Raw genomic sequence first — 23,602 nt, forward strand, 5'->3', positions numbered from 1 at the left:
CTCGTTACTCGCTAGGTACCACTTGCTGTAATTGCTCGCAAGCAGTTTGGTAATCACAACGTTCATCAATATCTTGCTGTAAAAACTTAGACATACGTGGGTAATATTGAATTGCAGTATCCAGCATTGGGTCACTTCCCATTGCATAAGCCCCCACGTTGATTAAATCGCGGTTGCGTTGATAGCTAGAGGTGAGTTGTTTAAAACGCTGAATTTTTCGGTAATGTTCTTTTGGGATCAGTTCAGTCATTGCACGGCTAATGGACGCTTCAATGTCAATAGCTGGGTAGTGCCCTGACTCTGCTAAAGAACGAGAAAGCACAATGTGACCATCAAGGATGGCGCGAGCAGAATCTGCGATCGGGTCTTGCTGGTCATCGCCTTCTGTTAATACGGTATAAAAAGCGGTGATCGAGCCGCCATTCTTGCCATTACCTGCGCGCTCAACGAGTGCGGGTAGCTTGGCAAAAACAGAAGGGGGGTAGCCTTTCGTTGCTGGTGGTTCACCGACGGCTAAGGCGATTTCGCGTTGAGCCATACTGTAGCGAGTAAGGGAATCCATGATCAGCAACACGCTGAGGCCTTGATCGCGGAAATATTCGGCGATACGCGTGGCATAAGATGCACCTTGCATACGTAAGAGGGGGGAAACATCAGCAGGTGCAGCAACCACCACTGCACGTTTTAAACCGTCAGTGCCTAAAATATTTTCAATAAAATCTTTAACTTCACGGCCACGTTCCCCAATCAGCCCAACGACGATGATATCGGCTTGGGTAAAGCGTGCCATCATGCCAAGTAATACACTTTTCCCTACGCCTGAGCCAGCAAACAGGCCCATGCGTTGCCCTCTACCCACAGTCAATAACGCGTTGATTGCTCGTACACCGACATCGAGCACACTACTGATTGGTGTGCGTTCAAGAGGATTAATGGGGGGGGTGATTAATGGGGCTCGCGCTTTAACTTCGAGTGGGCCTTTGCCATCTAATGGGGTGCCTTGTGCATCAAGCACTCGCCCTAATAGTTCATTACCAATAGGGAGTAAGCGGCTGGTTTGCCCGTCATCCCCCGTTGATTGAGCATAGACACGAGCACCTGGGGAGATACCTTCGAGGTCGGCTAATGGCATCAACAACATTCTAGGCCCACTAAAACCGACGACTTCACACACAACTTCGTCTGTACCGCCATTAATGGAGCGTTCAATAAAGCAGGTTGCCCCTAAGGGCATTTTAATCCCCTCGGCTTCCATGACTAAGCCCGTAATTTTTGTTAGGCGGCCATAACGGCGTACCATCGGAATGCCTTTCATCCGCGATTCAAAATCGTCAAGCGAGGCAATCCAGCGTCCCAAACGTGCGGTCATGTAAAGCTCTCCGGTGCATATAAACGGCACAATTCTTGCCAACGTGTTGCGACGGTCATATCGATTTCGCCATCTTCAGCGACCACACGACAACCCCCAATATGCAGCTTAGGGTCTGCGACTAACCGCCAACCATTCAGATTTAAGAGTGAACCAAGGTGCTGTTCAATCAACTCAAAATGATTGGGGTTAACATGTAATTCTGGTTGACCCGCAAAAATAGGTTTTTGCTGTAATAAGTTACTGATTTCCTCAAGTAATGCAGTACCATCACATACAGTAGATTGACCCAACACTTGTTTTGCAGCTGTTAATGCAATTTGTAGCAGCTTTGTGGTAACAACCGTATCAAAGGTATCAAGAGAATAATTGAACTCAGATAACAATTTTTGCCATGTCTCAATGACGGGTTGTTGCAAAGCAAGTGCTTGCTCACGCCCTTGCTCTTCGCCAGCACGTAAACCTTGTTCAAACCCGGCTTGATAACCCTCTTTTTGGCCTTGTTCATAGCCTTGTTGATAACCTGTACGCTGCGCATCTTCTTTTATGTTATCGAGCAAGTTGATTTGCTCTAAGACTTCTTTCGGCTCTAAGCATGGCACTTTTGGTGCGTCTGGCTCAGGAGCTTCATTTAAAGTTGAATTAAGATCCCATTGGTTAAGCTCACGCAGTTGCCAAGGCTGCCATTGGTCGTTAGGCGTTGTTGAATTAGACATACACATCGTCTCCACCACCGATGGCGATTTCGCCTTTTTCTACTAAACGACGAACGATAAGCAGGATCGCTTTTTGCTCGTTTTCCACTTGGGACATGCGAACCGGTGAACGCGATTCCAAGTCGTCGCGAACAATTTCGGCAGCGCGAACCGCCATATTGTTGAGGAAATGGTCGCGCAGGGCTTGATTGCTGCCTTTGAGGGCAATGACCAGTGAGTCGGTTGACACTTCTTGCAAAATACGTTGGATACTGCGGTTGTCCACTTCGATAAGGTTTTCGAACAGGAACATTTCATCAATAATGCGTTGAGCCAATTCGCCATCGTAATCCCGCATTGCATCGATAACGCTTTCTTCTTGTTGGCTTTTCATTAAGTTGATAATTTCTGCTGCTGTTCTTACGCCACCCATTTTGCTGCGTTTGAGGTTTTGGCCGTCCAATAAGTTGTTTAAGACTTCGGTCAGTTCCGCTAGGGCTGCAGGTTGCACTCCACCAAAAGTAGCGATACGTAGCATAATGTCATTGCGTTGGCGCTCTTCAAATAATTCAAGTACGTCCGCAGCGAGGTTACGTTTCAAGTGGACTAAAATTGTGGCGATAATCTGTGGATGTTCATCACGGATAATATCGGCAACAGTTTGTGGCTCCATGTAGTTGAGGCTTTCGATACCTGAGGTGGTTTCTTGTTTTTCAAAGATATCTTCAAGTAAGCTAGCTGCGCGTTCCTCACCCAACGCTTTGACAAGTACAGAACGCAGGTAATCATTTGTGTTGATATTTAAGGCCGCGAATTGAATTGCTGACTCTTCAAATTCAGTTAGCACTTCCGCAAGTTCGTTATTGGAGATTTGGCGCATGTTAGACACCGCCATACTCAATTGTTGAACTTCTTTAGGATTTAGATGCTTAAATACTTCCGCAGCCTGATCTTCACCGAGTGTCATTAACATTACGGCACTTTTTTCTGTTCCACTTAAACTCATAGGGATTTTCCTAACCACTGACGGATAACCATTGCCACGACTTGTGGGTCTTTCTCTGCCATTTCACGTATACGTTGGCTTTGGATCTCTGCACTAACACGCTGGCGAGTAAGACGGCGGCGTGTTTGCTCATCCATGTCTTCGTTTATTTCTTCATCTACCACGAACGGTGCTTTTGCCTGAGTTGCGACAAAAATTTCAGCATCAACTTGGGCTTGTTGTGTTTTACGATATTTAACCCATTGAGGTTTGATACCGAAGCGCCACATAAACCAAGCAATGAGGGTGATGAGCAATATTTTTCCGTAATCCAAAAGTTGTGTAATCAACTGTGGATTGGACAGTAATGATGGCTCTACTTCAACAGGCGTATCATCAGTAAATAAGGAGTTAGTGATGTTGATTGAGTCTCCTCGTGCTGAAGAAAAGCCCATCGCTTCTCGTGTTAACGCTTCAATTTGCTGTAGCATCTCTGGCGGCAATGGTTTCATTTCTGGCCCATTTTCGCCTTCTTGTGAATGGTAATTAACAATAACTGCGACCGAGAGCCTATCAATGACGCCAATTTGCCGTTGAGTATGGCTAATTTTGCGATCTACTTCGTAATTTGTGGTTTCATCGCTTTGCGAGTTAGTCGTGTTATTACGGTTATTGGTGGTTTGCTGTGCGTCTTTATTGTCTTTGTTAGTTTCAATTGGCGCATTCGGTGCGCTAACCGGTTGATTCGACAATGCCCCCGGGACACCGCCCGTGCCGCCATTATTGTTTTGCATACTTTGGCTGTTCTGGCGGGAACGAATAGCGGCGCTGTCCGGTGTTTGGTTCGGCTTATATTCTTCGGAGGTTTGCTCAACCTTGGAGAAATCCATTTGCGCGGTGACTTGTGCATGAATATTGGCACGCCCAACTAATGGTGACAAAATATCTTCAATGCGTTGTTTGAGATGAGATTCCATCTCTTTGGTCATCTTAATTTGTGCGCTATTAGCTGATTGCTGGCTGTTATCATTATTTGTGAGCAAGCGTCCCGCTTGGTCGACTATAATTACATTACTTGCAGTTAATCCTGTTACGCTACTTGAGACCATATGCACAATGGCGCTAATTTGCCCTTCGTCGAGCATTCTTCCAGGTAATAAACCTACCGTGACAGAAGCTGTAGGCAACTTTTGCTCACGGACAAATAGTGTCGGTTTTGGGATTGCTAAATGTACACGCGCACTTTGCACGGGGCTCAACGATTCGATAGTGCGAGATAATTCACCCTCTAAAGCACGCTGGTAGTTAATTTGTTCACTAAATTGGCTAATACCAAACTGTTCTTTATCTAATAATTCAAAGCCAGTATTCCCCCCTTTAGGTAAACCAGATTGGGCGAGCTTCAAACGTAATTCATGCACTTTATCTGCAGGAACTAAAATGGCGCTACCATTATCAGCGATTTGATATGGCACATTCATCTGAGTTAATTGGCTGACAATATCGCCACCATCTTTAGCACTAAGATTACTAAGAAGTACGCGATAGTCAGGACTGCGTAACCAGAGAAGTAGGGCAACAATAATTGAAACAGCTGCAGCCGCCGCAATCATTAACGGTATTTTAGGATCAGCTTTAATACGATCAATTATTGAGGCAAAACCCTTTTTGGCCTCCCCCGTGTCTTTAGATGCGGCACTCATAAATATTCCCTGCTTGGCAGACTACTAGACGGATGAAAATACTTTTGGTGAAACAATGTTATTTCCCTCTTCGTAACGTCACTTTTTCACTTTGCTATTATTTATTGTTTTGTAGGGTTCTAATGACGGAATCAGCCTATAATTTAGGTGTTATTTATCGGCTTCAAGTTAAAAAGGGTGTGGTAGGGTAAGCTTGCTAAATAAATTTGTGACAAAAATTCACACTATATAAGAAGAGAATAAAATGACAGTTCAAGCGATTGAAGGAGTTGTATCACAATTAAATGTTGTGGCAACTCAGGCAACGAACCCAACAAAACCTATAATAGAACCCGTCGGTTTTGCTGATCATCTGGTCGCCTCTGTGAATCAAATAAATAAAACACGTAATGATTCTGCTAAGCAAGTTGAAAACTTTACGTTGGGAAAACAAGATATTTCTTTGAATGATGTGATGGTTGATATGCAAAAAGCGAGTTTAAGCCTCCAAATGGGCATACAAGTCAGAAATAAGCTGGTGGCTGCATACCAAGAAATTATGTCAATGCCAGTGTGATTTAATTACCTGCTTTAATATTATGAATTTATTGCCTTGTCATTGCTTCCTTGGGGCAGTGATGGGGCATTTCTATTCAAAATATCAATTTAGCTGGCATCATTTTCAGTTATCCACACTATATATATTATTAACCATTCAAGCTCTACTTTAGGTTGAAGAGTTGATTTTATTGTTATGGCTAGGCAATTAAAATATGGGGTTCATGGTGTACTTACGTTTAGGGTTACACGTAATTTGTATTTATCAATATTCATGCTTACCTCTGGATGTGGGAAACCATTACTTATCGATTGATAACAATTATTTATTCTGTTTAAATGATTGCATTCTGATTTGTATAGGTGTTATTTATGGAAGCTTCATTTGTTGCTATTCAATTTTTCGGGCAATTATTCCCTACGCATCCTTTCACGTTAGCTGAAAGTGTTGGGAAAGCGGTTTCCATTATTATGTTTATACATTAGTGTTGGTGCGGTGGGTTACTTGTGCTTGATAGCGTTTTGATTTTTGGCTGTCATCACAACCATTCCAGTGAGCTTATCGAGGGCATTTTTACGGCTCCCAGCGTTAACAGCCTGAGTGATTTGTCGGTTTATATCTTTATTAATGCCTTTTAATTTTTCCTGAATGGGCCTCTTTCACGTGCTTGTCCGTTAGCCATGTGATTAGTCTTGCTCCATTTCCATAACCTTCATTAAAGTTTCCATTATCACTGACTTTCTTTTCCAAAAGATTTGCGCTCTATTATCCATCTACCAAAACCTCATGAAGAAATAGTTAGGACGTTTAGTGATATGCCACAAGTATGACAAGTGACCATAATAAATATATATTGTCAGGCTAATAAAGAATATAGAGAGATTGATAATGAATACTTTGGATAAATTAAAAACTAAATACCCAAATGCATCGGTATGGTCATTCGGTGATAGCCCCGAACTTGCTGATGAGTTAGTTGCTCTTGTAGTTAATGGGCGTAAAACAGCGTCATGTAGTTCATTGAAATCCTATTTATCTGAAGATTTAATTAAAATTGGTGGCATCAATATTATCCTTAATGGGGCTAAAGAGCCTAAGTGTGTGATACGGACAACAGCATTAAAACTAATTAAGTTTAATGAAGTTACTGAAGAGTTTGCGAGGAAAGAAGGTGAGGGTGATTTAAGCTTAGATTTTTGGAGAGCGGGTCATAAGGACTTTTTTACTCGAGAAGGCTGTTTTTCTGATGATATGGAGCTAGTTGCTGAAGAGTTTGAGCTAATTGAAGTCATTTAAAAAACTTACAAGGCCCGCTTACAGTGGGTTTTTATTGGATGGAATATAAAATAAACATATTTATCCTATGCGCCGTAAACCCTGGTCATTAAACTTCTCTTATAAAGCTAGTTATTTAATGGTTAGTATAATAAAGTTTGCTATCTCTAAATATTTGTGGTCTAATTCGTTCACTGGTTTGGAAGTACAGGCCTATTTATGCTAGTCAGTTTTAAGATGTTCACCATTAAGCGCTATCTCAGATACCTCTTCATTGCGAATTCCTTCTAATTAATTCCCATAAGTAAAAATACCAAACAAACCGCACATATGCCTTATGGCAAAATTAAAAAATTAAAGGAAATTCTATGTCTAATACAATGACTGGTTCAGTAAAATGGTTTAACGATGATAAAGGTTTTGGTTTTATTACTCCTGCTGATGGCAGTAAAGATGTGTTTGTTCACTTCTCTGCAATCCAGAGCGATAACTTCAAATCTTTAGCTGAAGGCCAACAAGTTTCATTTACCATTGAAAATGGTATGAAAGGTCCAGCTGCTGCAAATGTAGTTGCGCTTTAAGGGCACAATAAAAATTTATTTTTATTTTAAATGTCCTTGCTGTAGCGGCTCACAATATCGGACTTCACAGTTTGATATTTCAGTAAGTAATCCACATGGTGCAAAATGTATTTTTTGCAAAAGTGCGATGAAAGCTCAAGCTAATTAGCTGCTAGTTAGGTCAATATTTAAAACCTCGCCAAGTGCGGGGTTTTTTGACATTAATAGGTTAGGTTTTTACGATAACTTATTATATGGCGATTAAATTCCAATAATATATATGCATGATCTTCAGATAATTAATAAAATAATAACCCTATTCATATTATAAAGGCTACATTAAGTAGCCTTTAGTGACGCTAATTCAGCCTGCCTTGGGTCACTATTGAGCCGCTCTTTGTATCGCTTCGCCTCCAGCCTCGACATCTTCACCGACGCCTTTGGTGGTATTACAGGCTGTTAAAGAGAATATAACCGCGATTGAGCATACGAATAAACTGATCTTTTTTAACATATCTTCTTCCTCTCGTTGTAAAAAAACACAAGTCATCAGATAGTGCTTATTTAATTATAGCAGAATATCAACAGTGTCATTTTTGGCTCATTTTGCCGATGTAAATAAATGAGTATTTCAGGAAATAAAAAGAACCCTGCAATAGGGTTAAGGGATCGCAGGGTATCAAGGTTTAAATACACTAGACTGTCTTATTAGTATGCTATCGAGAGTAATTTATTGCTTGGTTCTATGTACTCAGTGTTTTTAACATTCTTCAGCTGAGAATATTAATGTATAGTTATGGTTAAAAAATGACCAGAATAATTTTGTAAAGGTTTGAGCTAACGTTGCTTGGTCATTTATCCTTTACGCGAGTTTTATCCATGTCACCTAATCACTCAATTAATGTAATTGCCTGATGAATACGCGTTTTTATTGCTCTGGATGGTTATAAAGAGTACATTTTGAGCCTGTATTTCATTCATGGTTATTTGCTGTGCTAACTAAGATTTTGCGTTTCTTATGTGTTCTATTATTGGTATTGCTTGCATTTATATTTGGCGTTTCTCTGAATGTGAGTAAAAACCCGAGCGTTATTGACGGCGCAAAAGCGATGGTTGCTGATTTTATGTATCAACCTCAAGCGGCTAGTTTTAAAAATGTCACGTTTTATTCAAACGGCACTAGCATGAAAAATAAAGTGATTGGTCATGTCTGCGGCGAAGTTTTTACTTTTAAGGATGGGAGCCCTTATAAATATAAACGGTTTATCGTCCAAGTGGCCGCAAGTAAGCAGGGCTCATGCGTGTATTCTTTTCCATTATTTGATTTTGAAGGTGAAATAATGTCAGAGAATGACTTTCAAAAGAGATGGGGTGATAGTTGTGAATAAGATTACGGCTAAAAAATTAATTTTGTCCTATGTGAAGTGTTCTATCGGGTTTGCTTAGGTTAACGATTATATCAAGAAAAAAATGGCTCCGAGTAGGAGCCGAAAGGAATGTATTAAATGAGATTAACATTGGTGTTCACTATACCGCTTCTTTAGTTAGCTTATGAATACATAGTTAAAAATATGTTTCTTTTTGTAAGTTTTTAACAGCAAGAGTAACGTTATCAAAGTTAACTAGACTATATTCTTAAAAATAATTAATAAAATTCAATAAGTAATCTAGAAAGTGAGAGCTGTATTTATCTGTAGATTAGGCACTTATTGGTATTCTAGTTGTATAACCCTATTTCCAAAGCATCAAGGTATTTATTGGTTTTAATTTGCATTTTTACTGATCTAACATGGTTGCAGTGAGTTGATGAGGGCAAAACATGAAGAGAGACGAGGTCATTGATTATATACAGAGCCATTATGGTGTAGCTCCTGAGCACCCATGGGCTAAGCTACCTAAATACCTTGTTTTTCGGCATACAAACAACTCAAAGTGGTTTGCTGTTATGATGAGTATTCCAGCAAATAAATTATATGAAGGTGGAGGGGGTAAGATAATTGACATTATAAACCTGAAAGCTGCCCCTGAATTAGTTGGTTCTTTAAAGCTAAATAAAGGTGTTTACCCTGCATACCATATGAACAAGGAGCACTGGGTGACGGTACACCTGAATAGTGATTTTAATAAGCACGAGCTTACCTTGTTGATCGATGAAAGTTATAAACTAACCTATAAATAGCGGGTTGGTTTGTAAACTTGTTACTGTATTTTTTCTTTAGCGTTATGGTATCCAGTTGTTAGTATCATTTACTACTTTCAAACGATAGATCACTAAAAAGGCATGATGATGAAAAAAATTTTAGTCGCAATGGCTTTTACAGCTTTATTAGTTGGCTGTGATAGCAAGCCTGATGCTCCATTTGGCTTAACTTGGGGGCAGTCAATGGAAAGTATCAACTTTGTTAAAGATGGTAACTGTGAAACGAAAGAAAATATCACAACTTGTAAGTTTGAAAATCAGAAGCCTTTTAATCAATGGTCCTATTCAAATGAACTCACCTTTGATAAAGGAGCGCTGGTCAAAGTTATTTCTACATTCGCGGGGATTGATGGGCGTAATCCCAGTTTCCAGAATTTTAATGAAAAGCTGAATATTGAGGCTGATTTTCTGCAAAAAAATGGTTTCAATGCAGACCTCATCACTAAGATAAAGCAAAATTGCCAAAACAGTGAGGCTTGCGATAAAACAAGTGAGAGGTTCACAACACCTATAGGTAACATTAGTATTTGGCTGACAACTAAATCAACACACAACCCTATTGGAGTTGTAACATTCACACCTTAATACTTTGGGTTATATTAAAAATAACTTGATTGGTCGTTTTTATAATAAATTTAATTTAAATATAAGCGGTATATGGTTATTAAATTAGTAAACTAATGTTATTAATTGGCAGTTAAAGCATTAATGGTTATTAATTAAGGCAGATTAATCTTAATTATGAAATATTGAAAAACACCCCAATGGATATTGGGGTGTTTTTGCTCAAAGTCATAATCTTTTTTAGTCAAAAAAAGAGTATTAATCTGATTTTTAATTGCTTCATTAATAATATTTAGTTTATTTAATATTTTGATTTAAGTAGGGTTACTTAGTGGAGGTTATTAGTAATTCCTAATTAAATCATTATGTTAAGTGTTGCTGTTATACCCGTTTAATGTAATATTGAATTTGTTTGAAATTCCCTTGGTTATATTTATGTTTAAACCGCCTGAGTGGCGGTTTTTTTTACTATTTATCCGATATCCAAAGCCCACTCTTTTTCATCGCAAAACCAAAAAGTATGCCAACAAGTAATGATTGAATGGTAATTAACCATGCGCCTTGTGTTGCAAAAATAGTGCATGTCCCCACAAAAGTACCGGGTATATAAGCTAGCCACTGCTTTTTGGCTTGAATACACATAAAAAAAGCAACTAAGCCTGTAATAAAATAACCCACATAACTGGGTAGATGTTGAATATAATGGCCACTATTGAGGATCACTAACCCCCAAATAACGCCACTACTAACCGTTAAAGCAGTAATACCAAGCCCTTTAACGCCATCTTTTGGATAAGCAAAATAAGCTGTACAGCCAAGAAAACCAGCCCAGCTAATTAACCCTAAAGAGTCTGCGACCCAAGCCCAAATACCAGAGAGAATGGCGGTGGTTAACGAAAGACAAAATAGTAATTTCACAATATGCACTTTAAGTTATGTAGAGTATATCTCTAGGTTGTATGACTTTAAGTTGATTCGATTCAGCTTTGTGTTCTTTTTAATAGCCTGATGCTGTTAATGGGTATAGCACCAAGTTAACTTATTAATAATAAGGTGATTATTGCTTGAATGAGGAGGATGCCTCCTTGTAAAGGCGAGCATTGTATAGAGATAAATAAAGCGTTGCAATTTGTATCCGCGATTATTTACGCTTAGATCAATTGCAATCGATTACATCGCACAATGGTGTAAAATATCAGCTTAGCTTAAAGGGGATAGCGCTGCGATAAGTGAACCAATATTGATAGAGTGTAAACAGGACGATGTATAGAATGACACTTTTTGCCAATTTTTGATGCAGTTTGTTAAATAACATGGTATTTTTCTGTCAAATTTCACTATACTTTGTTTTTTCAGGGAATTTTAACTCAATTTGTTCACTTTCTTTATCATTAATAGGGTGTTGAATAAATTGCGTTCAATCTAGATGTCATTTTTTGCATATTGTTAGTAAATAAAAAAGCCGATAATGTTTTTTATACTTATTCTTTTAAAAATAGCTAAATAACCTAATGTGTCAGCCTATTTAACTCTTAATATCTATTTTTACTATATTTATTAAGTGGTTGTGGCCGCCATTGTGGTGATATAGCAACTTTAGCTGAGCAATAGATTTAATTATTGAGAATAAAGACTGAATTAATAGGATTTAAACCATGGCAGTAAGAGAAATTATTGAAATCCCTGATGAGAGACTGCGTATTAAATGTAGCCCTGTGACGGATTTCGCCGCAGTTCAAACCTTAATTGACGATTTAATCGATACCATGTACAGCACTGATAATGGAATTGGCCTTGCTGCAACCCAAATTGCTGAAACCAAGTCGATTATGGTGATAGATATTTCAGAAAACCGCGACCAACCAATGGTGTTTGTGAACCCTGAAATCGTGGAAAGTGAAGGGGAAACTAGCTACCAAGAAGGGTGTTTGTCAGTCCCTGAAATTTATGCGGATGTAGCGCGTTCTCTGCGTGTTAAAGTTAAAGCATTCGATAGGCATGGCAAAGCGTTTGAAGTCGATACTGATGAGTTCTTGGCGATTGTGATGCAGCATGAAATTGACCACTTACACGGCAAAGTGTTCCTCGACCACCTATCACCACTAAAACGTAATATGCTATTGAAAAAGCTGAAAAAACAACAGCGTTTAAAACAGCAACAATAGTCGTTTTTGGTATTTATATCCGAAATGGCGTGTCAGGTCTAATGGCCTGACACACGGACTGGTTTTTATTCCATGGGGCGAATGACAATCGGGGTATCTGGCTCATCAAATTGGCCGTAGCTATTATTGAGTACCCGTTTTTGGTCTAATTGTTTCATTTCTTTGCTTAAGAAATTTAAATGCTGCTGTAAATATTCTTTAGTAATACGTTCATTTTCAATAATTTTATGCAATAACTGAATAAATTCTTCAGTGATTGGTTGTTGTTGTTCGAACGCTTGGGTCAACTGGGTGAGGTTTTCCACCGCAAGGACATATTCTGTCTCGCGGGAGACTAATGTCTCCCATTCCCCGGATTGCGCTAAGGCAACTAACTCTTCACTCAATACTAAGACATTACGGTATATTTCATGTAAATCGATAGGATTTTTATTGTCCACCTGATTATCTTTCATCCACATTTGCACCGATTTGCTGCCATGCAGAAGCGATATCGGAGAGTAATTGGTAAACTTCTTGGACATAAGCCACGTTGTTTTCGAGGTTGGCGCGAAGTAACTGCATTGTCATATACTCATACAAGCTTGCTAAATTTTCAGCAAGCTCGCCGCCAGCCTCATAATTTAACGACTGCTTTAACCCTGTGTCAATGATGTCGATAGCTTTTGAGATTTCTTTACCTTTTTCCGCCACCTTACCCTGCTGCATAAAAATCTCACCGCGTTTCAGGGCACTAAGCGCCCCTTTAAACAGAATCTGGATCAATTGGTATGGGGTCGCATTGGTAATTTCACTTTCCAAATCAACCTGCTGATAGGCTTGCTGTGCGTGTCTTTGATACATAATGTTTAACCTAAAAGTCGACCTAAAGAGTTAGTGGTACTATTGAGTGAGCTCATCATTTTGTCGAGGTTTTGGAACTGTCGACGGTGCATGTCCATGGTATTTTCGATTTGTTTATTAGTTTGCTCAATACGTTTGTCTAAGCTTTTCTTTTTCTTTTGAATACCATCGGTAGCATTGTGTAACGTGCCTTCTTTGCTGTCTAAAGTGTCTTTTAAGAAGTTAAAGTTTTCGGTAGCAAAACCAGTTTCTTTGCCGTCACCAGCAAAAAATACCTTAACGCTTGACGGGTTTTCTTTAAGCGCTTTATCTAATATTTTATTGTCAATTTCTAGCGTGCCGTCTACCTTTTGTTTAACTCCCATTTTATTCAGTAGATCTATCTCACCACTATTTTGTGATGAACGTACTTGAGTACGCATAGTACTTTGAATAACACGTAAAGTTGAATCGCCAATGAGTGGCCCATTGGTTTTATTTGGTGCTGTACCGCTTTCATTTGGTGTGTATTTAGTGAGTTCTTTCGCTAAAGTTTGAAATTCATTATAAGCATCCACCCACGCTTTAATTTTCGCTTTTGCGGGTTCAATGTCTTCGGATACCATTAAATGATCTGCTTTGTTGTCTTCACTTTCTTTTTTTAGCGTTAAGGTTAAACCAGGAAATAAATCTTTGGCTTCATTAGTTTGAGACTCAAGTTCGAATCCATCAATCGTCAAATGAGCATTCTGCGGGGCAACTTTTTGCTCCATACCAATGCCAGCCGGGTTTTTAAGTATTACATTTTTATCAGCGTCTAATTCTGACTCAACGTTTAAAATTGCAGCAAGCTCATCATCGCCTTCGACATTGATGCTAATACGGTTATCCGTACCTTCTTTTTTCGATGTGACAACGAGGTGATATTGCTCATTTTTATCTTTAATGACGGAGGCGGTAACACCTTTATCAGTTTTATTAATTGCATCGGCAAGCTCAATCAACGACGTACTTTGGTTATCAAGTTTGATAACAATTTTATCTTTTTCTTCTTTTTGTGATGGTTGAGTGATGGTAATGGTACGTTCTTTAGCATTACTGCCTAATAATTGTTTATTGTCAGAATGGCCTTTAGTCGCAATAGTTTGTGCTTTAGCTAGTTGTGTGACCAGTACATCATGGACACCTGCCACGGCTTTACCGTCAGTTTTCACATCAAAAGCTTTATATTCTCCGGTGACTTTAGTGGTGCTGATATCGCCGTATTTTTTTAAGTCTTCCGCCGCTTTTTTCAGTTTTTCTAATGATGACTGCATTTTGCCATAGGCACTAATTTGTGCGTCATAACTGGCTTTTTGGGTGGTTAATGGATCAAGTCGACGGCGTTCCATCGCTTCAATTTGGTCCATTTGCACATTTAAATCTAAGTTTGCTCCGATACCGAGTGTAGATATTCCTGCCATGTTTTCTCCTACGCTATGTCTGTGACATAAACCTTGAACATAAAATCTATTTAGACTGTTATCGGCGAAATGGAGCAAAATTTTAGACTATTCTGAAAAAGAGTGATGGCAAGAACTGAGAAGATAAAAGTAGGTAATTATTACTATTGGAATTAAATAATAAGAAAATTAATAAAAACAAATTTGTTTGCTAAAAAATTAAGGGCTAAAAAGCGGGTTATAAAGCCATTTCTGCCCGTGAAAAGAAAAATTTTCACTAAAAAGCCTAAAGGGGACTTTTTTGTAGCCGATAACCTAGTTGCTGACGAAATTCATCAAGTTAAGCATTTGGGCTTAACGCATTAATTTGAATAATAAGGATCACATCATGGCACAAGTTATCAACACTAACATTTTGTCTCTGACCACTCAGAACAATTTAAACCGTTCACAAGGCGTACTAGGTTCTGCAATTGAGCGTTTATCTTCTGGTTCACGTATCAACAGCGCAAAAGACGATGCAGCTGGCCAAGCGATTGCTAACCGTTTTACTTCAAACGTTAAAGGCTTAACTCAAGCTGCACGTAACGCCAACGACGGTATTTCTATTGCACAAACCACTGAAGGTGCATTGAATGAAATCAACGATAACTTACAGCGTATCCGTGAGTTAACTGTTCAAGCTAAAAATGGGACTAATTCTAACTCTGACTTAACTTCAATCCAAAATGAAGTGACTGAGCGTTTAGCTGAAATCGACCGTATTTCTGAACAAACACAGTTTAACGGTGTTAATGTCCTGAGCGGCGAAAAAACTGAAATGAGTATCCAAGTGGGTACTAACGATAAAGAAGTTATCAAATTTAACTTAGATAAGGTTGATACAACTGAATTAGGTGTAGCAAGCGATAAATTATTTGATGTGAAAGCTGCGGGTAAAGCTACCGCTAAAGGTGCTACAATAGATGCAGCAACTGCTAATGGTGCGATTGCAGGTGCAACTGGTTTCGGTTCAGGTATTACAGCGATCAGTAAATATCAAGAAGATGGCGTAGATGTTACGGACAAATTTGTTGTAACGAAAGATGATGGTACTGAAGTTGTTGCGTCACTGAAAGTAGGTACAGGGGCAGATGTAGATAAAGCTGTTATCGATGTTGAAGATGGTGAATTTAAGGTTACTGACGGTAAAGCTGGATTAGATGTTAAAGATGATGCACTAGCTGTTTTAGATAACGCTATCAACAAAGTTGATGAAAGCCGTTCTAAATTAGGTGCGATTCAAAACCGTTTCCAATCTACCATCAACAACCTGAACAACTCTGTTAACAATCTGAGCGCAGCACGTAGCCGTATTGAAGATGCTGACTTCGCAACTGAAGTTTCTAACATGAGCCGTGGTCAGATTCTGCAACAAGCAGGTACTGCTGTATTAGCACAAGCTAACCAAGTTCCACAAGGTGTTTTAAGTCTGTTACGTTAATTCGTAATTGGTGGATGATATTGAAGGCCAGCGATGCTGGCCTTTTCTTTGCCCGTCATATTAGCCGTCATATTTCGCACCATAGCGTTGTTGGCTTCATAAGTTCATCCGAATCACGTACTTATGTACGCTCATCGGTATAAACTTATTTGCCGCCTAGCTATAGCACGAACTATATAGGCTAAAGAAACATGTTTTTAAAGCCAAAACACCAAAAGCTAAAAATGGTTCAAAAATTGCTTCTCAACAAAACCACCACTCTCACTTGTATTGCCAGTAAAATTCCCTAAAAATTGTGTTAAAACAATAATTAACATTGTAATCATTCAAATTTTACCTATTTAGGATAAGGCAAATAAAGCCCTATTTATTGCCTTACTCTACGGATTGAATTCAAATCCAACACTGATAATGAGTACCTTTTATAAAGCTTGAAGGGTGATTCAGGTTGTGAGTGATTTGTATACTGCCGAAGGTGTGATCAATAAAAATAGCCTATGGGAGCGTTATTACCCTCTAATACGCCATGAAGCCCTGAAACTGCAAGTCAGACTACCTGCCAGTGTTGATATTGACGACTTAATTCAAGCGGGGGGCATTGGTTTATTGCATGCATTGGAACGTTTCGATGTTACCCAAGGGGCGTCGTTTGCCACCTATGCGGTGCAACGTATTCGAGGTTCGATGCTCGATGAGCTGCGTAGCCGTGATTGGGTGCCGCGCAGTGTGCGCCGCCAAGCGCGTGAAATGACCAAAGCTATTGGTGCGTTGGAGCAATCGTTAGGGCGCAGTGCTACCGAGCCGGAAATCGCCAAAGCACTGAATATCGACCTTGCGGAGTATCGTCAAGCATTATTAGATACGAATAATAGCCAGTTGTTTTCTTATGATGAGTGGCATGAGGTTCACGGGGAAAGCTGTGAGCCGCAAATGGATGAAGATGATGGTGGCAACCCATTGAGTTTGTTATTGGATTCCAGTTTACGCGACCAAATTGCAGCGGCTATTGAGCAATTGCCTGAGCGTGAGAAAATGGTGCTAACGCTGTATTACCAAGAAGAACTGAATTTAAAAGAGATTGGTGCGGTGTTGGATGTGGGGGAGTCTAGGGTGAGTCAACTTCATAGTCAGGCCGTGAAACGACTTCGTGGCCGCCTTAAGTGATGCTCCTCGATGCTCGTCATACTTCGCATTGTGGGGGTGTCGACTGCGCTCGGCTACTCGGGTCACATACTTGTGTATGCTCCCCGAGATATCCTCACTGGTCTTCTACCCACAACACGAATTATTTAGAGCATCCGCATAGGGTGAATTTTTAATAAAACCTAAATTGAAACTGTTTTTTAGATATTCCCTGAGTTTTCGATACTTGTGTATGCTCCCCGAGATATCCTCACTGGTCTTCTACCCACAACACGAATTATTTAGAGCATCTGCATAAGGGGATATTTTTAATACCCTCTAAATAGAAACTGATTTTTTGAGTGCTTTGTATCACAGAATGAATTATTTAACGTATTAGTTCAAAAGGTACTTTTAAAAAGCATTTAAATTAAATCTATTTTCTACAATATTCGTGGCTTGCCGCTTGATATCTGCGTTATCCGGTAGCTAAACGCGAATAATGCCATTCTCTTTTTTGATATATTCGATGCACACTTTTAAAAGTGACTCACAATAAAAAGCCATCAAATCCAGCTCCTCATCTAACCATTGGTTTAATTGTGCTTCAGTCACGGTATACACATCATTATCGTAAATTGCGGGTTTAGTGTAGTCCTCATCAAAATAACAGCCTATTTTCTCATCATATAATATCGTTCCCATTAACGTATGATGTACTTCAAGGGCATTTTCGAGGGTATTGATGGCGTCAATTTCTTCATTGGTCATGACAGAAGCATCAAGCAGGTAATCCCAAATATTTTGGGGGCAATGGGCTCGTGTTTGAGTCAAATAAAAGCGCGCTAAGGCAGTTTCTTCAACGGGTTCAGGGTAGGGGATAATAAAAGAAGAATACGTAAATGTGAATTTTTGAGTCAGTAGTCCTTCAAGGGCGGTGACCATATTCTCTTCATGTTCGTAATCGGAATATAAAGCGTAGGATAAAACGCGCAGGTCAAAATAACATTTCATTTTATCCATGACTGTGTGGCATTTCGATATGGCATAAACAGCATGTTTTACCGCTTTTTCATAATCATCAATGCCTTCATATTCTCTAAAGGTTTTAAAAGGAATAACTTGGCTTTTATTTGCTGCTTTAACGGCGCGTATTCTTAAAAGGATAATACTAAAGATAAGGAGTAAGACAGCTAAAAAATAATACATATTGCATCCTGACTAAAAGGTGTACGCGCTATCGCAAACTCACTACGCCACACAGGCGGCTAGGTGACATAAGTGAAATATTATACGCTATTTACTGATCTCGACGCAAAAGAAAGGCTATGTAGATAGTCTATTTATCATTCCCCTTCTATTAATTTAGCCAAAAAATTCTCTGCCGTGGTGTGCCACGCTCTTGGGGATTGAGTAAACCCCAGTCTTAGGTACTCGGTGAGGTTACTGTCGGTCGAAAAAAATAAAAGGTTGCATTCAGAAGGCAGTTCTTCAGCGGCAAGGCGCATTAAATGACGGTCGATACCGTGCTTTTGATAATTGGTATCTATGGCAAGCTCACAGATATAGCAGCAAGAACTAAAATCGGTGACCGCTCTTACAAAACCCACAACTTGCTCTTCATCCCATGCACTAATTAATAAGTCCGCATTATTTAGCATTGCATCTAATTTGGTTAGGTTATCGGTAGGTACGGTTTCTTTAAATGATGACTGATGGATTAAGCGAATAAAATCCTCAATGTTAATGGCAAAATTCATTTTATAGGTCAATCGGTTGGCGATGGCATCCATAAATTCCCCTTGCAAGACGTGAGCTCTCTTATAGGTTTAGCTCTAAATAGCGAAAATTTCCTGTTTTTGTGGGATGTTATCGATTTGCATCTTCATTATTTGCCAATATATTTAATATTTATCATTGTTCTACTATTCCAATTGCCATATAAATGTCTTAAGTTAAATTCAAGGTAAGTCGTTATGTTTAGCCCATTTAAGCAGTAAAGCTAAACACCATATGAATTCTATTCAACAGATAAGTGAACGAGATATGACTATGGAACTAAAGGATTATTACAGCATCATGGGTGTAAAACGCACCGATGATTTAAAAACCATTAAGACCGCGTATCGCCGTTTAGCGCGAAAATATCACCCCGACGTCAGTAAAGAATCGGATGCCGAAGCCCGCTTTAAGGAGATAGCAGAAGCGTGGGCGGTATTAAGTGACAAAGAAAAACGCGCCGAATACGATGAAATGTGGGAACATCGAAATGACCCTTATTTTAATCAAAGGCACCAAGGTCAACAAAGCCAAGGCTATTCCCAACAAGGGTTTGATGCGGGGGGCTTTGATGATATTTTTTCATCGATGTTTTCCCAACGCGCACGCGGCGGCAGTACAAGGCAAGCACGCAGCCATCGTGGCCATGACTTAGAGGTTGAATTAGCCGTTTTCCTTGAAGAAAGCCAAGAGTCACATAAACGCACTATCAGTTATAACTTACCGGTCTACAACGCTTTTGGTTTTATCGAAAATGAAATCCCTAAAACACTCAATGTGACCATCCCTGCGGGGGTAATTGATGGGCAACGCATTCGCTTAAAAGGGCAAGGGACCGCGGGAGAAAATGGCGGTGAAAACGGTGACTTATGGATAACCATCCGTATTGCGCCACACCCCTTATTCGATATTAAAGGCTATGACCTAGAAGTGGTTGTGCCATTAGCCCCTTGGGAGGCGGCGCTCGGAACTAAAGTTACTATACCAACCTTAAAGGACCCGATTGTTATTACGGTTCCCGCCAATAGCCAAGCGGGGCAAAAATTGCGACTTAAAGGTAAAGGGCTGAAACATAAAGATAGTGCAGGGGATTTATACGCCATTATAAAAATTGTAATGCCCGATAGTAATGATGCGGAATCGAAAGCATTGTGGCAGAAGTTGGCGGAGGCTCAAACGCATTTTGACCCACGTAAAAATTGGGGAGGTAAATAATGGAACAGTTAACTACATTAACCGTTATTGATTTCTGCTTTCATACGGGGATTGCTGAAGATGAATTACAGGAAATCGTCGGGCTTGGGATTGTACAACCTATTGAAATTAGAGATGAATGGTTATTTGACGACCAAGCCGTGGTGGTCGTGAGAAGGGCGGTACGCCTTTATCATGAATTAGAGATTGACTGGCCGGGCATCGCAATGGCAATGAGCCTGATGGACCAAAATGAAAGGCTACGGCGCGAAAATGAGATGTTGCGTTTACAGTTGCAGCGTTTTATTGGTTAGGTTTCTGATAATTTAATGACTATTGAGCTTTTTATATAGAGTCTGTTTCATTTTGGCCTTATGCATTGAATTAAAGTATAGGGCCAATTCACTCAATATCTATAAAAATTTAATTGTATTGTGAACGATATAAGAGGCTTTTATGTTAACTACTGATTGGCGACCTGAATGGGGGAATATTTATTCATGGGTTGCAATGGATAAAAACGGTTATTTAGCATTTATGCTGAATAATTGCTGGGGATGGTTACCCAAAGTGTATATCAACATACCTAATATTAGTGAGTTATATGTTGATTTAAGAGAGTTTATATATTGTGAATCGGCTAAATATGAAAATAGCATACAGAAAAATGGTGGTTTTTCAGTTGATCTATTTTCCTATTGGAGATACAAGCATTATTCCCAAGAAACTGTTTTTACCAGTTATAAAAATTGCTTAGATGAAGGTAATAAACTGACAGATGCTTATCTTGCAACACAAAAGGGAATATTTGTATTTGAAGGCATTGAAGGCTATAACCAAGGGGAAGACTTTCCTGTGGGCTATGATGGTGAAACAAAAATGGGAGATTATTTTCGCCATTTAGTGCCAACGATTTATGCGACAATATCAGATATACCTATCCCTCTAAGGCAATACATTGTCGTTTCTGATACTTTAGATTTTACCAAAGATAGATTGTTAGATAATGACAAAATCAGCGAATATTTTACTCGAATGTATTCTATCTAAGCCGTTAGCAAAAAGCCCTTACCATCCAGTAAGGGCGCAATAACAACGAGATTTTTATTATTAATTAAATAGCCGCTGCTTCAGCAACTAATTTTGCAAGTTCATCCCAGTTTTCACTGTCAATTAATGCATTTGGTACCATCCACGAACCGCCACACACTAATACAGACGGTAATGCGGTGTATTCTTTAATATTTTTCATACCGATACCACCTGTTGGCATAAATTTAACAGGGTAAACGGCGCCGAGTGCTTTGAGCATCGCAACCCCACCAGAGGCTTCTGCAGGGAAGAATTTTAAGGTGGTGAGGTTAAACTCAAGGGCTTGCTCTACCAAGCTTGGGTTATTGACGCCCGGAATGATAATCACATTTTTTTGTTGGCAGTAGGCAACAATTTTCGGGTTAAAGCCTGGGCTGACAATAAAGTCCACGCCTGCTTCAATGGCTTGGTCAACTTGCTGTGTGGTTAATACGGTACCTGCTGCGATCAGCAACTCAGGGTAGGCAGCGCGCATGTTTTTGATAGCTTGTACCGCGGCTGGGGTGCGGAAAGTGACTTCTGCGCACGGTAGGCCATTTTCCACCAACACTTTAGCTAGTGGCGCCCCATGTTCTGCGTGGTTAATGGTGATCACAGGGACAACTTTCAGCTGCTTAATTTTTTCAATTAATTGATTCATGATTAAACCTTTTCAATGGGGGCTAAAGTAATGGTTGGCATGGCCTCGGATGGAATAATCGCTCCCCGGTGTTGGATGACGCTTCCAGCCAGTAAATGACCTGTTTTTGCCGCATCGCAAGGGCTGCCACCTAAAATGCGGCAAGCTAGGTAGCCGGCACTAAAGGAATCCCCTGCGGCAGTTGTATCAACAACATGGCTAATTTTATTTGCAGGAATTTCAAAGCGTTGGTTATCAATAACCACAAAACAAGCATCAGCCCCGCGTTTTATCACGATTTCATTAACGCCATATTGTTGAGTGCGAAGAATTGCATCGGTTTCGTGATTATCACCGTATAGCAATTGTTCGTCATCAAAGGTCAAAAAAGCGATATCGGTTAGGCTTAAAATTTGCTGGTAAGCTTGCTGTGCCGCTTGTTTTGAAGGCCAAAGAGCTGGGCGGTAGTTATTATCAAATACAATTTTTGCGCCATGCTGTTTGGCTTGCTGTAAAATTTCTAATAACAATTGGCGTGTGGCGTCAGGTAAAATAGCTAAACTAATGCCACTTAAATAGATGAATTGTTGTGCATTAAGCTGTTGCTGTGTGTGTGCTTTGCTATTTTCATCTAACCAAAATTTTGCTGCTGCGTTATCACGCCAGTAGAAAAAACGGCGTTCACCATTGGGGGCGGTTTCAATTAAATACATACCCGGTAACCGTGTATCAGAAATAAACACATCATCGGTATTGATCCCTTCTTGCTGCCAGCGGGTAAGCATTTGTTGGCTAAATGGGTCTTTCCCTAAACCAGTAATATATCGGGTTGTCACTCCGTGTTTCTGAGTTAAACGTGAGAGGTATAACGCGGTATTTAGCGTGTCCCCACCAAAAGTTTGGCTGTAAAGCTCACCCGATTTTTGTAATTCAACCATGCATTCGCCAATGACGGCAACTTGCGGATGTGTACTCATATTTACCACCTGCGCGATTACGACTTAGTAAACTAATACTGACCTGATAGAGCTATTAAAACTCATTTTATTCATAACTTCAAATAAAAATGAAACACTGTTTTAAAAATATTGAATCACTGTTCTTGTTTTTCTGTGACCTGCCTATTATGCTATTTAGCCTAGAGTGGTATTGGCTGGTTTCGCTATAATATCGCTATCAATTGAATTGGATGATGGAAAAGCAATGGATAAGACGACTCAAACGGACGCCGTTTCAGCTGTAGTCAAAGTATTTAGCATACTTAGCGCTCTTGGTGAACAAAAGGAAATCGGTGTATCGGAGCTTTCCCAGCGTTTGCTGATGTCAAAAGCGACAACATTTCGTTTCTTACAAACCATGAAACAGCTGGGGTATGTGGAGCAAGAAGGTGAGGCAGATAAATACTCACTGACATTGAAGCTTTTCGAATTAGGGGCGAAATCCCTCGAGTACGTTGACCTGATTGAAATTGCAGATAAAGAAATGCGCCAGATTGGCCGACTCACCAATGAGGCCGTGCATTTAGGCGCATTAGATGAAGACGCTATCATTTATATTCACAAAATAGATTCTAGTTATAATTTACGTATGTATTCACGGGTCGGTCGCCGTAACCCGTTGTATTGTACCGCGATAGGTAAAATTTTATTGGCTTGGCAAAGTGAAGACGCTATCCGCTGTGCATTAAAAGATGAATTATTTACCAAAAAAACCAATACCACGATTTTAACGTTGGATGATTTGCTGGCGGAATTAGCCACCGTTCGCGAATGTCATTATGCGCAGGATAGGGAAGAACAAGAGCTTGGCTTACGTTGTATCGCTGTCCCAGTATATGACCGGTTAGGGCATGTGATTGCAGGGCTATCCATTTCATTTCCAACGATCCGCTTTGATGAACAATGTATTGATGATTATGTTGAATTACTAAAAACGGCGGGGCGTAATATTTCAGAAAAAATGGGTTATCACCAATACCCATAATATTGGTGATAA

At 39.8% G+C, this 23,602-nt stretch carries 26 protein-coding genes and 1 pseudogene; 14 read left to right on the forward strand and 13 right to left on the reverse strand.

Annotation, left to right across the window (positions count from 1 at the left end):
- Positions 1–4 precede the first annotated feature (4 nt).
- From fliI to fliF, 4 genes are read right to left on the reverse strand one after another with little or no spacing between them, the layout of a single operon-like run.
- On the reverse strand, positions 5–1,369 hold the full coding sequence (fliI, locus tag ACPEH5_RS00940) for a flagellar protein export ATPase FliI (RefSeq protein ID WP_129465775.1): 1,365 nt from the start codon (positions 1,367–1,369) through the stop codon (positions 5–7).
- On the reverse strand, positions 1,366–2,085 hold the full coding sequence (gene fliH / locus ACPEH5_RS00945) for a flagellar assembly protein FliH (RefSeq protein WP_042844240.1): 720 nt from the start codon (positions 2,083–2,085) through the stop codon (positions 1,366–1,368). Before fliH ends, fliI begins: the two co-directional genes overlap by 4 nt.
- Positions 2,078–3,070: a flagellar motor switch protein FliG gene (gene fliG, locus ACPEH5_RS00950; RefSeq protein ID WP_042844239.1), complete on the reverse strand. Its 993-nt coding sequence runs from the start codon at positions 3,068–3,070 to the stop codon at positions 2,078–2,080. Before fliG ends, fliH begins: the two co-directional genes overlap by 8 nt.
- Positions 3,067–4,752, reverse strand: a complete 1,686-nt coding sequence (gene fliF / locus ACPEH5_RS00955) for a flagellar basal-body MS-ring/collar protein FliF (RefSeq protein WP_281111177.1) — start codon at positions 4,750–4,752, stop codon at positions 3,067–3,069. The genes fliG and fliF overlap by 4 nt, the downstream gene beginning before the upstream one ends.
- A gap of 244 nt (positions 4,753–4,996) precedes the next feature.
- On the opposite strand from fliF, the gene fliE reads away from it, so the two are divergent.
- From fliE to ACPEH5_RS00975, 4 genes and pseudogenes are all read left to right on the forward strand, one after another.
- Positions 4,997–5,308, forward strand: a complete 312-nt coding sequence (gene fliE / locus ACPEH5_RS00960; RefSeq protein WP_042844236.1) for a flagellar hook-basal body complex protein FliE — start codon at positions 4,997–4,999, stop codon at positions 5,306–5,308.
- An 870-nt stretch (positions 5,309–6,178) separates the two neighbouring features.
- Positions 6,179–6,586, forward strand: coding sequence for an ASCH domain-containing protein (locus ACPEH5_RS00965; RefSeq protein WP_042844226.1), 408 nt, complete (start codon positions 6,179–6,181; stop codon positions 6,584–6,586).
- Between the two features lie 347 nt (positions 6,587–6,933).
- Complete coding sequence (cspE, locus tag ACPEH5_RS00970; protein ID WP_042844225.1) at positions 6,934–7,146, forward strand: transcription antiterminator/RNA stability regulator CspE; 213 nt, start codon at positions 6,934–6,936, stop codon at positions 7,144–7,146.
- Between the two features lie 7 nt (positions 7,147–7,153).
- A pseudogene (locus tag ACPEH5_RS00975) lies at positions 7,154–7,276 on the forward strand (cold-shock protein); the annotation flags it as partial.
- Between the two features lie 231 nt (positions 7,277–7,507).
- Here ACPEH5_RS00975 and ACPEH5_RS00980 read toward each other — a convergent pair.
- Entirely contained in the window at positions 7,508–7,639 is a 132-nt protein-coding gene (locus tag ACPEH5_RS00980; RefSeq protein ID WP_048606810.1) for an entericidin A/B family lipoprotein, read from the reverse strand.
- A 556-nt stretch (positions 7,640–8,195) separates the two neighbouring features.
- Here ACPEH5_RS00980 and ACPEH5_RS00985 point away from each other — a divergent pair.
- The 3 genes from ACPEH5_RS00985 (at position 8,196) to ACPEH5_RS00995 (ending at position 9,910) form a co-directional block, all read left to right on the forward strand.
- Positions 8,196–8,513 (forward strand): hypothetical protein, encoded by a 318-nt coding sequence (locus ACPEH5_RS00985; protein ID WP_129465787.1) that lies wholly within the window; start codon positions 8,196–8,198, stop codon positions 8,511–8,513.
- Between the two features lie 431 nt (positions 8,514–8,944).
- Positions 8,945–9,304, forward strand: a complete 360-nt coding sequence (locus tag ACPEH5_RS00990) for an MmcQ/YjbR family DNA-binding protein (RefSeq protein ID WP_166686874.1) — start codon at positions 8,945–8,947, stop codon at positions 9,302–9,304.
- Positions 9,305–9,412: 108 nt separating this feature from the next.
- Positions 9,413–9,910 carry a hypothetical protein gene (locus tag ACPEH5_RS00995; protein WP_048606812.1) on the forward strand — a complete coding sequence of 166 codons (498 nt, stop codon included), beginning with the start codon at positions 9,413–9,415 and terminating at the stop codon, positions 9,908–9,910.
- 447 nt (positions 9,911–10,357) lie between these two features.
- Here the strand turns inward: ACPEH5_RS00995 and ACPEH5_RS01000 are convergent, their stop codons facing one another.
- Positions 10,358–10,807 carry a DUF1097 domain-containing protein gene (locus ACPEH5_RS01000; RefSeq protein ID WP_281111178.1) on the reverse strand — a complete coding sequence of 150 codons (450 nt, stop codon included), beginning with the start codon at positions 10,805–10,807 and terminating at the stop codon, positions 10,358–10,360.
- Positions 10,808–11,544: 737 nt separating this feature from the next.
- On the opposite strand from ACPEH5_RS01000, the gene def reads away from it, so the two are divergent.
- A complete protein-coding gene (gene def / locus ACPEH5_RS01005; RefSeq protein WP_166685265.1) occupies positions 11,545–12,054 on the forward strand; it encodes a peptide deformylase in 510 nt (169 codons plus the stop codon).
- Positions 12,055–12,119: 65 nt separating this feature from the next.
- Here def and fliT read toward each other — a convergent pair whose 3' ends face one another.
- Genes fliT through fliD form a run of 3 tightly spaced genes read right to left on the reverse strand, consistent with a single transcriptional unit; the run spans position 12,120 to position 14,339 of the window.
- Entirely contained in the window at positions 12,120–12,509 is a 390-nt protein-coding gene (gene fliT / locus ACPEH5_RS01010) for a flagellar protein FliT (protein WP_042844217.1), read from the reverse strand.
- Positions 12,499–12,897, reverse strand: coding sequence for a flagellar export chaperone FliS (gene fliS / locus ACPEH5_RS01015; protein ID WP_004909969.1), 399 nt, complete (start codon positions 12,895–12,897; stop codon positions 12,499–12,501). The genes fliT and fliS overlap by 11 nt, the downstream gene beginning before the upstream one ends.
- 5 nt (positions 12,898–12,902) lie before the next feature.
- On the reverse strand, positions 12,903–14,339 hold the full coding sequence (gene fliD, locus ACPEH5_RS01020) for a flagellar filament capping protein FliD (protein ID WP_129465790.1): 1,437 nt from the start codon (positions 14,337–14,339) through the stop codon (positions 12,903–12,905).
- Positions 14,340–14,706: 367 nt separating this feature from the next.
- Here fliD and ACPEH5_RS01025 point away from each other — a divergent pair, with 367 nt between their 5' ends.
- Complete coding sequence (locus ACPEH5_RS01025) at positions 14,707–15,801, forward strand: FliC/FljB family flagellin (protein WP_166686875.1); 1,095 nt, start codon at positions 14,707–14,709, stop codon at positions 15,799–15,801.
- Positions 15,802–16,251: 450 nt separating this feature from the next.
- Complete coding sequence (locus ACPEH5_RS01030; RefSeq protein ID WP_042844212.1) at positions 16,252–16,965, forward strand: RNA polymerase sigma factor FliA; 714 nt, start codon at positions 16,252–16,254, stop codon at positions 16,963–16,965.
- Between the two features lie 447 nt (positions 16,966–17,412).
- On the opposite strand, the gene ACPEH5_RS01035 is transcribed toward ACPEH5_RS01030, so the two are convergent.
- Positions 17,413–18,132 (reverse strand): DNA-binding protein, encoded by a 720-nt coding sequence (locus ACPEH5_RS01035; RefSeq protein ID WP_166686876.1) that lies wholly within the window; start codon positions 18,130–18,132, stop codon positions 17,413–17,415.
- Positions 18,133–18,269: 137 nt separating this feature from the next.
- A complete protein-coding gene (locus ACPEH5_RS01040) occupies positions 18,270–18,716 on the reverse strand; it encodes a GNAT family N-acetyltransferase (protein WP_166686877.1) in 447 nt (148 codons plus the stop codon).
- Between the two features lie 259 nt (positions 18,717–18,975).
- On the opposite strand from ACPEH5_RS01040, the gene cbpA reads away from it, so the two are divergent.
- The 3 genes from cbpA (at position 18,976) to ACPEH5_RS01055 (ending at position 20,946) form a co-directional block, all read left to right on the forward strand.
- Positions 18,976–19,917, forward strand: a complete 942-nt coding sequence (gene cbpA / locus ACPEH5_RS01045; RefSeq protein ID WP_071548837.1) for a curved DNA-binding protein — start codon at positions 18,976–18,978, stop codon at positions 19,915–19,917.
- Positions 19,917–20,210, forward strand: coding sequence for a chaperone modulator CbpM (locus ACPEH5_RS01050; protein ID WP_042844210.1), 294 nt, complete (start codon positions 19,917–19,919; stop codon positions 20,208–20,210). The genes cbpA and ACPEH5_RS01050 overlap by 1 nt, the downstream gene beginning before the upstream one ends.
- A gap of 142 nt (positions 20,211–20,352) precedes the next feature.
- Complete coding sequence (locus ACPEH5_RS01055; RefSeq protein WP_129465794.1) at positions 20,353–20,946, forward strand: hypothetical protein; 594 nt, start codon at positions 20,353–20,355, stop codon at positions 20,944–20,946.
- Between the two features lie 64 nt (positions 20,947–21,010).
- On the opposite strand, the gene ACPEH5_RS01060 is transcribed toward ACPEH5_RS01055, so the two are convergent.
- The gene (locus tag ACPEH5_RS01060) at positions 21,011–21,628 is read right to left on the reverse strand and encodes a bifunctional 4-hydroxy-2-oxoglutarate aldolase/2-dehydro-3-deoxy-phosphogluconate aldolase (protein WP_042844207.1); all 618 of its coding nucleotides are present in this window, start codon (positions 21,626–21,628) and stop codon (positions 21,011–21,013) included.
- A gap of 2 nt (positions 21,629–21,630) precedes the next feature.
- On the reverse strand, positions 21,631–22,584 hold the full coding sequence (locus ACPEH5_RS01065; protein ID WP_042844206.1) for a sugar kinase: 954 nt from the start codon (positions 22,582–22,584) through the stop codon (positions 21,631–21,633).
- A 226-nt stretch (positions 22,585–22,810) separates the two neighbouring features.
- Between ACPEH5_RS01065 and kdgR the strand changes: the two genes are divergently transcribed.
- A complete protein-coding gene (gene kdgR, locus ACPEH5_RS01070) occupies positions 22,811–23,590 on the forward strand; it encodes a DNA-binding transcriptional regulator KdgR (RefSeq protein WP_042844205.1) in 780 nt (259 codons plus the stop codon).
- Positions 23,591–23,602: the final 12 nt, after the last annotated feature.

Source organism: Providencia sp. NPDC089933 (assembly GCF_049545585.1).
GTDB lineage: Bacteria > Pseudomonadota > Gammaproteobacteria > Enterobacterales > Enterobacteriaceae > Providencia > Providencia huashanensis.

Bases quoted from the DNA above. Each gene is read 5' to 3' on its own strand.
- fliF (WP_281111177.1), bottom strand. From the start codon at position 4,752: ATGAGTGCCGCATCTAAAGACACGGGGGAGGCCAAAAAGGGTTTTGCC.
- ACPEH5_RS01040 (WP_166686877.1), bottom strand. From the start codon at position 18,716: ATGGATGCCATCGCCAACCGATTGACCTATAAAATGAATTTTGCCATT.
- ACPEH5_RS00990 (WP_166686874.1), top strand. From the start codon at position 8,945: ATGAAGAGAGACGAGGTCATTGATTATATACAGAGCCATTATGGTGTA.
- fliH (WP_042844240.1), bottom strand. From the start codon at position 2,085: ATGTCTAATTCAACAACGCCTAACGACCAATGGCAGCCTTGGCAACTG.
- fliD (WP_129465790.1), bottom strand. From the start codon at position 14,339: ATGGCAGGAATATCTACACTCGGTATCGGAGCAAACTTAGATTTAAAT.
- ACPEH5_RS01060 (WP_042844207.1), bottom strand. From the start codon at position 21,628: ATGAATCAATTAATTGAAAAAATTAAGCAGCTGAAAGTTGTCCCTGTG.
- def (WP_166685265.1), top strand. From the start codon at position 11,545: ATGGCAGTAAGAGAAATTATTGAAATCCCTGATGAGAGACTGCGTATT.
- ACPEH5_RS01035 (WP_166686876.1), bottom strand. From the start codon at position 18,132: ATGTATTATTTTTTAGCTGTCTTACTCCTTATCTTTAGTATTATCCTT.
- fliE (WP_042844236.1), top strand. From the start codon at position 4,997: ATGACAGTTCAAGCGATTGAAGGAGTTGTATCACAATTAAATGTTGTG.
- fliT (WP_042844217.1), bottom strand. From the start codon at position 12,509: ATGAAAGATAATCAGGTGGACAATAAAAATCCTATCGATTTACATGAA.
- ACPEH5_RS01050 (WP_042844210.1), top strand. From the start codon at position 19,917: ATGGAACAGTTAACTACATTAACCGTTATTGATTTCTGCTTTCATACG.
- fliS (WP_004909969.1), bottom strand. From the start codon at position 12,897: ATGTATCAAAGACACGCACAGCAAGCCTATCAGCAGGTTGATTTGGAA.
- fliG (WP_042844239.1), bottom strand. From the start codon at position 3,070: ATGAGTTTAAGTGGAACAGAAAAAAGTGCCGTAATGTTAATGACACTC.
- ACPEH5_RS00995 (WP_048606812.1), top strand. From the start codon at position 9,413: ATGAAAAAAATTTTAGTCGCAATGGCTTTTACAGCTTTATTAGTTGGC.
- ACPEH5_RS01025 (WP_166686875.1), top strand. From the start codon at position 14,707: ATGGCACAAGTTATCAACACTAACATTTTGTCTCTGACCACTCAGAAC.
- ACPEH5_RS00965 (WP_042844226.1), top strand. From the start codon at position 6,179: ATGAATACTTTGGATAAATTAAAAACTAAATACCCAAATGCATCGGTA.
- ACPEH5_RS01065 (WP_042844206.1), bottom strand. From the start codon at position 22,584: ATGAGTACACATCCGCAAGTTGCCGTCATTGGCGAATGCATGGTTGAA.
- cbpA (WP_071548837.1), top strand. From the start codon at position 18,976: ATGGAACTAAAGGATTATTACAGCATCATGGGTGTAAAACGCACCGAT.
- cspE (WP_042844225.1), top strand. From the start codon at position 6,934: ATGTCTAATACAATGACTGGTTCAGTAAAATGGTTTAACGATGATAAA.
- kdgR (WP_042844205.1), top strand. From the start codon at position 22,811: ATGGATAAGACGACTCAAACGGACGCCGTTTCAGCTGTAGTCAAAGTA.
- ACPEH5_RS00980 (WP_048606810.1), bottom strand. From the start codon at position 7,639: ATGTTAAAAAAGATCAGTTTATTCGTATGCTCAATCGCGGTTATATTC.
- fliI (WP_129465775.1), bottom strand. From the start codon at position 1,369: ATGACCGCACGTTTGGGACGCTGGATTGCCTCGCTTGACGATTTTGAA.
- ACPEH5_RS01055 (WP_129465794.1), top strand. From the start codon at position 20,353: ATGTTAACTACTGATTGGCGACCTGAATGGGGGAATATTTATTCATGG.